At 56.5% G+C, this 6223-nt stretch carries 7 protein-coding genes; 5 read left to right on the top strand and 2 right to left on the bottom strand.

The window, feature by feature from the left end; genetic code table 11:
- The 5 genes from ACXJ5O_RS16065 to ACXJ5O_RS16045 all read left to right on the top strand — a co-directional run.
- Positions 1 to 180, top strand: a 180-nt coding sequence (locus tag ACXJ5O_RS16065) for a YciI family protein (RefSeq protein WP_457300764.1), incomplete at its 5' end; no start/stop codon positions are given.
- Positions 177 to 1418 (top strand): RNA polymerase sigma factor, encoded by a 1242-nt coding sequence (locus tag ACXJ5O_RS16060; RefSeq protein ID WP_457300763.1) that lies wholly within the window; start codon positions 177 to 179, stop codon positions 1416 to 1418. The genes ACXJ5O_RS16065 and ACXJ5O_RS16060, both read left to right, overlap by 4 nt.
- A gap of 105 nt (positions 1419 to 1523) precedes the next feature.
- Complete coding sequence (locus ACXJ5O_RS16055) at positions 1524 to 1955, top strand: YybH family protein (protein WP_457300762.1); 432 nt, start codon at positions 1524 to 1526, stop codon at positions 1953 to 1955.
- Between the two features lie 264 nt (positions 1956 to 2219).
- Positions 2220 to 3365 carry an alpha-D-ribose 1-methylphosphonate 5-triphosphate diphosphatase gene (locus ACXJ5O_RS16050; protein WP_457300761.1) on the top strand — a complete coding sequence of 382 codons (1146 nt, stop codon included), beginning with the start codon at positions 2220 to 2222 and terminating at the stop codon, positions 3363 to 3365.
- A 12-nt stretch (positions 3366 to 3377) separates the two neighbouring features.
- Entirely contained in the window at positions 3378 to 4517 is a 1140-nt protein-coding gene (locus tag ACXJ5O_RS16045; protein ID WP_457300760.1) for an alpha-D-ribose 1-methylphosphonate 5-triphosphate diphosphatase, read from the top strand.
- A 13-nt stretch (positions 4518 to 4530) separates the two neighbouring features.
- Here ACXJ5O_RS16045 and ACXJ5O_RS16040 read toward each other — a convergent pair whose 3' ends face one another.
- Both ACXJ5O_RS16040 and ACXJ5O_RS16035 read right to left on the bottom strand, forming a co-directional pair.
- The gene (locus tag ACXJ5O_RS16040) at positions 4531 to 5151 is read right to left on the bottom strand and encodes a DapH/DapD/GlmU-related protein (RefSeq protein ID WP_457300759.1); all 621 of its coding nucleotides are present in this window, start codon (positions 5149 to 5151) and stop codon (positions 4531 to 4533) included.
- A gap of 92 nt (positions 5152 to 5243) precedes the next feature.
- A partial coding sequence (locus tag ACXJ5O_RS16035) for an MFS transporter (RefSeq protein ID WP_457300758.1) occupies positions 5244 to 6223 on the bottom strand: 980 nt, incomplete at its 5' end.

The following is a 6223-nucleotide window of genomic DNA, read 5'->3' as shown; positions in this document are numbered from 1 at the left end:
GTCATAGACGGGCCCTTTGCCGAGACAAAAGAGCAACTTCTCGGGTTTTACATTGTCGATTGTCAGTCACTGGACGAGGCACTTGAAACGGCGCGAGACCTTGCGCGCGCAAACCCGGGCACCGGCTCCTATGAGATAAGGCCGGTCGGCATCTTCAGGCCAGGATCGAGTTTTCCATGAACGACGCGAACTGGATAGACGCGGCCCTCGTTGCGGCGCGCCCACAGGCAGTCGGTGCATTGCTCCGCTACTTCCGCAATCTCGATACGGCGGAAGAGGCATTTCAGGAGGCCTGCCTTCGCGCCCTGAAAAGCTGGGGAAAGAACGGTCCGCCGCGAGATCCCACCGCGTGGCTGATCTTTGTCGGGCGTAACAGTGCAATCGACGTCGTTCGGCGGCAGGTAAAACAACAGCCTCTACCGCCCGAGGAGCTTCTATCTGATCTGGAAGACGCGGAAACCGCCATAGTTGAGAAGATAGACGGTTCTGACTACCGCGACGATATTCTGCGCCTGCTGTTCATTTGCTGTCATCCCGATCTTCCTGCCGCCCAGCAAATCCCCTTGGCGCTTCGGATCGTGTCAGGCCTGTCTGTCCGGCAGATCGCCCGCGCCTTTCTCGTCGGCGAGAGTGCAATGGAGCAGCGGATAACACGCGCAAAGATTCGTATTGGAGCTGGCGAAATACCGTTCGAAACGCCTGGGCCGATCGAACGGGCCGAACGGCTCGCAGCAGTCGCAGCCATGGTCTACCTGATCTTCAACGAAGGCTATTCGACAGGTAGCACCGAGGCACAAGCACGATCGCCACTATGTGACGAAGCAATCCGCCTTTCGCGATTGCTCCTGCGAATCTTCCCGACTGAGCCGGAGATTATGGGATTGACCGCGCTCCTCCTGCTGCAAAGTGCCCGCTCTGATGCCCGCTTCGATACGGATGGCTCAGTGATATTGCTGGAGAACCAGGATCGCGGCCTCTGGAACCGCAGCATGATCAATGAGGGGTTAGCACTGATCGACAAGGCAATGCGCCACAGAGCACCCGGCCCCTATCAAATCCAGGCTGCAATCGCTGCCCTGCATGCACGGGCCAAGCGTGCAGAGGACACGGATTGGGCCGAGATCGATCTGCTTTACGTAGCACTCGAGAGGCTGACCCCCTCGCCCGTCATCACGCTCAATCGTGCGGTCGCCGTCGCGAAGGTGCGAGGTCCCGCCGAAGCATTGGCGCTGATCGAGCCGCTGGAGGACAGGCTATCCGGTTACTTTCATTTCTTCGGTGTCAAAGGTGGCCTGCTAATGAAGATAGGCCGCACCAGCGAAGCTCGAGAAGCGTTCAATCGCGCAATCTCTCTCGCCAACACGGCTGCAGAAGCCGCCCACATCCGCATGCATCTCGACCGACTTGCGCAAGACTGACTCCACCGACTGAACTGATTCCACCAACTGAACTGATTTTCGTAGCCATGTCGGATTTGCGATTGTTCATTCGTCCTTGGTTCAGAGGTAACGAAGGAGAACAAAATGACCACGCACGACGAGAAAATCGCAGTTGCAGCTGTAATAGAGGACTGGTCGAAAGCAATCAGCAACAAGAATGCCGCGCAAGTCTTGTCTCATCTTGCCGATGATGCTGTACAGTTCACGCTCGCTCCACCACTGCGATATCAGGGCAAGGAGGCTGAAGACTTGCAAGGCTGGTTCGATACGTGGGAAGGGCCAATCAGCATTGAATCGCGAGACATCGCGATTGTCGCCGGCAACGATGTTGCTTTCGCAACGAGTCTCGTCCGCATGACGGGACAGAAAACCGACGGCGAGAAACCCGACGTTTGGTTTCGCCAGACGATTGGCCTGATCAAGCAGGGTGGCACGTGGACGATCACCCACGAACACGCCTCTGTACCTTTCTACATGGATGGCAGTTTCAGGGCTGCCATCGATCTGAAGCCATAGTCCCACCCGTATTGCCCGGGAGCTCGCGCGATACAGAAAGTCCATTCCTGTAACCGCGCGAACTCACCTGTGCTTAAGCAATACTTCTCGCTAGTTTCGGTGACTTTGTCACGTCCCTGTCATGAAAAGCGGGATAAGAACCACTTCGGATTCCCCCAAAGACGCATTGTCACAAGGACGCAATCTTTAGATCGCCAACTTTGATTGGCGCGTGCGGCGTCATTGCCGCCATTCCTGGCTACCGCATTTCGAAGGAAGCACACGATGAACGAATTGATTCTTACGGGCGCCCGCGTCGTTCTTGACGATGCAATCATCAATGGTTCGGTGCAAATCGTCGACGGCATAATAGCCAGTATCGACATGGGCCGATCCGCGGTCCCGGGTTCGATTGACGTCGCCGGCGACTATATTCTGCCTGGTCTCGTCGATGCCCACACCGATCACCTTGAAAAACATGTGTTTCCGCGCGCTCACGTCAAATGGGACATGCTTCGGGCGGTCATGGCACATGATTCTCAAATCATCGGCGGCGGTGTCACAACGGTTTTTGATTCACTTTGTGTCGGCGCCACCATCAAGAATCCCGAACGCCGCGAGATACTTGGGCCAATGATCGACGCGCTCGAATATGCGGGAGCAAAGGGCATGATGCGGGCGGAGCACCTCGTGCATCTGCGCTGCGAGATCACCGACAACATGACGCCGGCGTTGATCGCGGAAAACATCGACCGGGACATTGTGCGTGTGATCTCGATCATGGAGCACATTCCAGGTAAGCGTCAAAGCCATGATGTGTCGAACTATCTCGACCGGCGAATGAAGGAAACCGGCAAGGATCGGGCGGCTGTCGAAGAAGAAACGCGGGAGTTGCTGGAAAGCCTTGAAGCAAGTTCAAGTGAAGTGCGGCACCTGGTCGTCGAATTTGCCAAGACGCGCGGCCTGCCCATGTTCAGTCATGACGATCTGACAGTCGAGCATATCCGCATGGCGCATGCCGAAGGGGTGCGTGTGGCGGAGTTCCCGGTCAGCATCGAGGCTGCGCGTGAGGCGCGGGCCCAATCCATGTTGATTGTGGCGGGTGCACCGAATGTGCTGCGTGGCGGATCACAGTCGGGCAATGTGGCCGTAATAGAACTGCTTGCCGAGGGATTGGTAGACATCCTGACTTCGGATTATGTGCCGCGTTCCATGCTGGATTGCGCCTTTTTCCTGGCAAACCAGCCGGAATTCGACACTGACCTGCCTTCGGCTGTCCGCATGATGACCAGCGTTCCCGCGCGGGTCTGCGGTCTTGACGACCGCGGGGAAGTTCTTCCGGGCTTGCGTGCAGATCTTATTCGGGTACATCTGGCAGACAATATCCCCGTCATCCGCTCGGTGTGGCGGCAAGGGCTGCTCGTCAACTAAAATGGAAAAATCATGACCGAAATGCTCGTCACCAACGCCCAGCTGGTTCTGGCGGATAGCATCCTTGACGGGGCCATGGGCGTTCGAGATGGCCTGATCCAGGAAATCGGAGAAGGGCCAAGCTCCATTGCCAATGCCGTTGATTTTGAAGGTGATTTTCTCATTCCCGGCTTCGTCGAGCTCCACACGGACAACCTCGAAAAGCATCTTCAGCCGCGGCCCGGGGTCATGTGGCCCTCTAGTGCCGCATCGGTGGTTGCGCACGATGTGCAGATTGCCGGCGCTGGAATTACCACAGTATTCGATGCTGTCGCAGTCGGCGAATATTCTGCTGCAAGTGCACGCCGCAAGATGATCACAACTACAGTGGAAACTGTTGCTAATCCGCGTGTAAGAGAAGTACTTCGCAGCGAGCATCTGCTGCATTTGCGCTGCGAGTTGGCCGATCCGGCTGTGCTCGATATTTATGAGCCGATTGCGGACAACCCTTACGTCAAGCTCGTCTCATTGATGGACCATACTCCGGGTCAGCGGCAATGGGCAGATCTCGCCAAATGGCGGCAATTCAATCGCGACAAAAAATGGACGGATCTTGAATTCGACCAGATGGTCGCAGATCGAATTGCGGCGCAATCCCAATATGTTAACCGCTATCGAACCGCCGTGATCGACCTTGCTCGCCAGCATGGCACCGTACTGGCCAGTCATGACGACACAACGCCGGAGCACGTCGACGAAGCCATGAACGACGGCATCTCCATTTCCGAGTTTCCGACAAGTATAGATGCTGCAGCCCATGCCCACCGGCGCGGTATGAAAGTCGTCATGGGTGCACCGAATGTGGTCCGTGGCGGGTCGCATTCAGGCAATGTTTCGGCAATCGATCTGGTGCAGCAGGATATTCTTGACGGGCTTTCTTCCGATTATGTGCCTTCCAGCCTGATGCAATCGGTTTTTTTGCTCAATCAGAGTGCCGGAATCGATCTTGCGAAAGCGGTATCGTTTGTTTCAGCCAATCCGGCTCGTATGGTGGGTCTGGACGACCGTGGCGTTATTGAGATAGGCAAGCGGGCCGATTTCAGCAGAGTCCGGCTGATAGACAGCGTTCCGGTCATACTAAGCGTGTGGCGGGAAGGAAGGCGCGTCTCCTGACGCGCCAGTATCGTCAAGTACTATACTTTTCGACAAAAGCCTCGGCGCTCAAGGCGCGCATATCGGGAAGCGTTTCTCCAAGCTTTTCGTGACTCCAGTCCCACCAGGCGAGAGAGATCAACTTTTCCGCAAGTATTTCTGAATGGCGGCGCTTGATGAATTTTGCCGGTACGCCAGCAACGATCGTATATGGCTCGACATCCTTGGTAACCACCGCAGAAGAGCCAACGACGGCGCCATCCCCGATAGTAATACCCGGCATGATAACTGCACCGTGGCCGATCCACACATCGTTGCCAATATTCACCTTGTGATCGCGGCGCCATTGGAAGAATTCGTCGTCGTCGCCAAGATCAAAACCAAACTGGCGTGAGCGATAACTGTAATGATGCTGACTGGCGCGCCACGTTGCATGGTTTCCCGGATTGATGCGGGTAAAAGCCGCGATGGAACAGAACTTGCCGATCTTCGCGTAAATAATCGAGCCATCATGCACGATATAACTGTAGTCGCCGAACTCAGTTTCAGCGATGGCCGTGCGCGCGCCAACCTCGGTATATTGTCCCAGCGTACTATCCCGCACGGTTGCCGTAGGGTGGACTGTCGGGGCAATCCCCAGCATCTTTTCGCTCATTTTGGCGCCTCTTGTCGTTGCGTGAATCGTTTGGCGGCTTTCTAAGCTCCGCATGCGACAACAATATGAATGTATTGGACAATTCCGCGTTATCAGGACAGATCAATCGGTGTTTTGTGCGCGGCGATATCGTGCGGCAGGATGGTTTGGCGCTCGATCATGCGATGCACACGCGGTTCCGACAGACCGCGATGCAACGCGCGAATCCGATCGCCGATGGCGGCGTCAGCCTGGGTTCGCCGCTGGTTGTGGCGCACATACTCGACCCAGGTCGGCGTGTGGTAACTTTCGGTCCAGATTTCAGGGTTCTCCAGATCGCGCATCAGCGCCCAATGCCCTGCCCCGTCGCGAATGCGGACGCGCCGCCGGGCGGCCATAACCACAAGGAAATCAGGGACATCGTCCTCGGCGATAACATAATCTATCATGATGACGATGGGGCCGCTGCGCGGTTTCAGGTCGAGTTTCAGCAGCGGCTCGCTGAACCGATTGAGTGGATCGAGATTGAGCGTTTTAAACTCTGGCAAAGCATAGCGCAGGCCAATTGCCGCGCCGAACAACATGACTATACTTGAAGCGAGCAATGCCCTATCTGCGCCATACTCGCCCGCTGCAACACCCCATAACCAGCTGCCGCCGGCGATGCCGCCAAAGGTCGTCGTCTGGTAAAGCGACAAGGCGCGGCCGACCACCCAGCGCGGCGTCGAGAGCTGCACCGTCACGTTGAACAGTGAAAGCGCAAGCACCCAGCATGCACCGGAAAGCAGCAATGCGACATTGGTCGGCCAGACATTGCTGCTGACTGCGGTGAGGCCGGCACTCACTGCGAAGCCAATAAAGGCAATGCGAACAATGGCTTCGCTCGACAAATATTCCCGCAGACGCGCGCTGATCAATGCACCGGCGATCGCCCCGATGCCGAAGGAGCCGAGCATGACACCGTAAACCAGCGGGCCGCCACGGACGAGATCACGCGCCACCAGTGGTAAAAGAGCGAGAACGGCGCTGGCGGAGAGGCCGAAAATAAAACTGCGAAAAATGACTTTTCCGATGTTCGGGGACGTCGCGACGT

Source organism: Phyllobacterium sp. P5_D12, from assembly GCF_054049495.1.
The sequence above is the reverse complement of the archived record's forward strand: the minus strand, read 5'-3'. Positions and strand labels throughout refer to the sequence as shown.